5 protein-coding genes are annotated in these 3439 nt (G+C 59.7%); all 5 read right to left on the reverse strand.

What is annotated here, in order from left to right:
* Nucleotides 1-327: 327 nt before the first annotated feature.
* On the reverse strand, nt 328-696 hold the full coding sequence (locus tag ACZXDY_RS45115) for a hypothetical protein (RefSeq protein ID WP_456647162.1): 369 nt from the start codon (nt 694-696) through the stop codon (nt 328-330).
* A 35-nt stretch (nt 697-731) separates the two neighbouring features.
* Entirely contained in the window at nt 732-1043 is a 312-nt protein-coding gene (locus ACZXDY_RS45120; RefSeq protein WP_464349913.1) for a hypothetical protein, read from the reverse strand.
* Between the two features lie 8 nt (nt 1044-1051).
* Nucleotides 1052-2218 (reverse strand): hypothetical protein, encoded by a 1167-nt coding sequence (locus tag ACZXDY_RS45125; protein ID WP_464349914.1) that lies wholly within the window; start codon nt 2216-2218, stop codon nt 1052-1054.
* A 560-nt stretch (nt 2219-2778) separates the two neighbouring features.
* Nucleotides 2779-2967, reverse strand: coding sequence for a hypothetical protein (locus ACZXDY_RS45130; protein WP_456647164.1), 189 nt, complete (start codon nt 2965-2967; stop codon nt 2779-2781).
* 248 nt (nt 2968-3215) lie between these two features.
* A partial coding sequence (locus tag ACZXDY_RS45135) for a hypothetical protein (protein WP_464349915.1) occupies nt 3216-3439 on the reverse strand: 224 nt, incomplete at its 5' end.

The following is a 3439-nucleotide window of genomic DNA, read 5'->3' on the forward strand; positions in this document are numbered from 1 at the left end:
CACGCTCCAATCAGAGGCCGGATACATTGATGCAAGACCGCATCTGCCAGGTTGACGAAACCGCTTGCAACGCGCGGGGACCGATGCCGGTCTGCCGCTGACAGCAGACGTGGCAACGGCTGAGGCGTTGTTCGGCTCGGCGCCAGTTCCGGACATTCGGGCTTTACAGCGGACGTTCGCGCGCGGAAACGGTCGAAGGTGTCCCGCCACTAACTAAGCACGATCCAAAATTCTAGCGATTAAGGTCGGGGACACAGGCTAGTCCCAGCGATACCTTGTCGACTGCCTTCGGTCTGCAACAGCCCTACACAGAATGATGGCAAGGGCTTACTTGAGCCACACAAGCAACGGAACAGATGCCCGACCGGTGCACGACAACGTCCCCTCGTAAGCGCGCGTTTTGCGGGCGGTATACGAACAGCGAGCGCCGTCCAACACCATCTCGGCTGCCACCTGCGCATCCGGGCCAGCGAGTTGCAGCCGTATCTCTCCGGCTCGTTCCTCTGGTCCGTCCCGAGTGCAGATCCCCACGTGCTTCATCTTCAGCGGGCCGGAAAACTCCTTGCGAGGGCCCGACCCGCTTTCGATGAGATTGCCGGTCAGTTCCCATTCGCCCAGCACACCGGCCTGACCAAGGAACTCCATGGCTCCGAGCTTCGGCACGTCGCAAAGACACAGTGCAACGGCGCCGAGCATGGCCGCCCCACCATCGCGCCACATCCTCCGTAGCATCAGAGTTTGCTTCCGGTTGTCTCTCGCATTTCTATCAGCTCGGGTCGCGATACATCGGCATCAGCGGTGAGCCGAGCAATCTGCACCGCACATTCTCGGACCTTTACTTGATCGCCGGACGCCTTGGCGCTTTTGCTCACCCCGATATACGTCACGAGCCGATTAGGCTCCTTTTTGAGAACGGCCTCATAGGCGGCAAGCGCTTCCTTGGCCATGCCGCGGTCAAGCAACATTGCGCCATAGAGCTCGCGCGCCGGCGCCAGCGGTCCCGGAGTGACGGGATGTTTCTCGGTCGTGTCTTCCGCGTCCACAGCGGCACTCATCGCATTGAGCGCCTCGTCGTACTGGCTTCGGCGTACAGCACCCAGGCGCTCGCGACCTGCCGCTGGATGTCGACGATGTTGGACCAATAGGCATCCTTTGCCTCATTCAGTTTGTCGCGCAACTCGACGAGCTTGGCGATGTCGGCCTTGGCGGCAGCCGTATTATCGGACCGCGCGGCGCCGACCGCCCGCGCAAAATAAGTAATCGCATCTACATAGGGATATTTGGTCGGCCGCACCTGGAGCGCGGCCGCCGCCTTCCAGTCGCCGCGTTCGAACACATAGCGAGCCTGGCTCGCCGCGACCGCATAGGGGCCGGGGAACCGCTCGAGCTTGAACTCAAGCTTGGCGAGTTCGTCGACCACCGCGCGCGCTTCCTTGTCCTCGGCCAACCGGAGATAGGCATAGACCAGATAGTCCATCGCGTGCGCTTGGTCGTGCTGTTCGCCGTCCTCCTTGGCGAGGCGCGCGGATTCCTGGTTCGAGGCAATCGACTCCTTCCAATAGCCGACGCGGGTAAAGATATGCGATGGCATGTGCTGGGCGTGCGGCGCGTGAGCCGCGATCTTTGCATAGCGCCTTGCCGCATCGAGGCCTTTTTCCGCGAGTGCCGGGCAGTCGTAGAGGTGGATAAGATAGTGGGCGACGCCCGGGTGCTCGGGCTGGCGCTTGAAGATCGGCTCCAGCAACGCCGCACCTTTTAGCTGGTTGGCGTATGTCTTGTCGGTCGGGGACGCTGCGACGTTGAGTGTGATCGCGTACGCGATCTGCGCCTCGTCATCGTCCGCATAGCGTGTCGCCACCTGCTCTTCCGCCGCAAGATACCTCTGTACCCGTATGCGATGGTCGACCTTGTCATAATCGACGTACATCGCGGCGATCGCATCAATGTAATCGCGTTCGCGCTGCGTCTTGGCGCCGAGCGTCTGGCCTTCTTTGACGGCTTCGAGACCACGAGGAAGACTGTCCGGCGGCGGCGGCGCGTGCGGGTTATAGAGATAGCTGAGCGCAATCCCCCAGTAGGCGATGGCGCATTGCGGGTCTTCCTTGAGGACCTCCTCGAAGGTGCGTCTCGATGCGCTGTACCAGAACGAGTGCTGATACAGCATGCCGAGATCGAACAACTCCTGGGCCTGCGGGTTGCAGGACGTGGCAAAATGCACTTTGCAGTCGTTGTTCAGCAGCTTGTGAGGTAGCAGGTTGCGAAGCGGTCGCGGCCACCAAGCCAACGACCATTGCGAGGGGAACCCGTTTCATGGACCCACTCCGTGCCGTTGATGGAGAGCGTGAGAATATCACCTTTCCCGGATATCCGGAACAAGATAGTCCGTTGTTCCGGAGTACTCATGTCCGAGTTGGGTCACGAGCGCCTCTCGGAAGAGCGACCAGTCACTTCCGGTCTACCCCGATAAGCAGACCATTTCAGAACCGCGCTGACTTCGCATTGGGCCACAAGCGGACTTTGGCTGGCGCCAGCTCAGATCAGCCTTGGACCAATGCCAGACAAACGCCACCACTAAGGTGTTCGAGGGAGGCGAGGCAAGAAAAAGTGCGGGCCGAAGCGGAGAAAGCATTGGCAGAGCGCAAGCGACGCCGACGCTTTCTAAGCGAACTATGAACGGCTAAGGGCCGATCGGCTTGCGAGGCCCTCGTAGTGAAGGTCTCCGGCGTTACTGGGGAGGCCTTTTGCGAGGAAACGCTCCGCCCGGTCTGCTGTATACATTCACCCTTTTTGCTTTTCTTCTGCGCTTTTTCCATCGGAGCTTTTAGAGCGTTCTTCGAAGCGATCAGCGCCCTTAGCTAGATCGTGCCCCGTCTTGCTCTCGTTTTTCGCTTCTTCGTTAGCAGTCGCCTCGCGCAAGTCTTCAGCGGCCCGTTCCCCCGCTTTTGATGATTTTCGTTCGTCTTCCATTTGATGCTCCTTCCCTGATAAAGACGCCTCACCAGGAATAGGTCTAGCCCGGCTCTAACAGTTTCCAATCAGATCGCCTGGACATTGTTCCAATTCCGTTGAAGCTGCCTTCAGGAAGTGAATTGCCATCGGGGATCGATCCAGGAAATCGGCGGGCACCGGTCGTTTTGGGGTGCTAAACTGTCTCTGGAGAGCGCTAGCGCGCCTCCTGGCGCAAAGCTGACCTCAGTCGAGCCGCGCGGTCCATATCAGCTTAACAGCGCAAAGCCGACATCGAAGCTTACAAACAGCATGTCCGCTTCGGGTCCAGATTCGGAATTGGCGGGCCAGCGCATTTTGGACCGCTTTCCACCCGGTAGCTGACCCACTCTTCGGCGGTCGTGATGGCAGCCAAGGGCCCAGGCTGTGTGAAAACGATCTGTTTGCCGTGATTCGCGCGATAAGATTCCCTGCGTTTGCAGGGGGCATCTAA

This window comes from Bradyrhizobium sp. LeoB3, assembly GCF_055456055.1.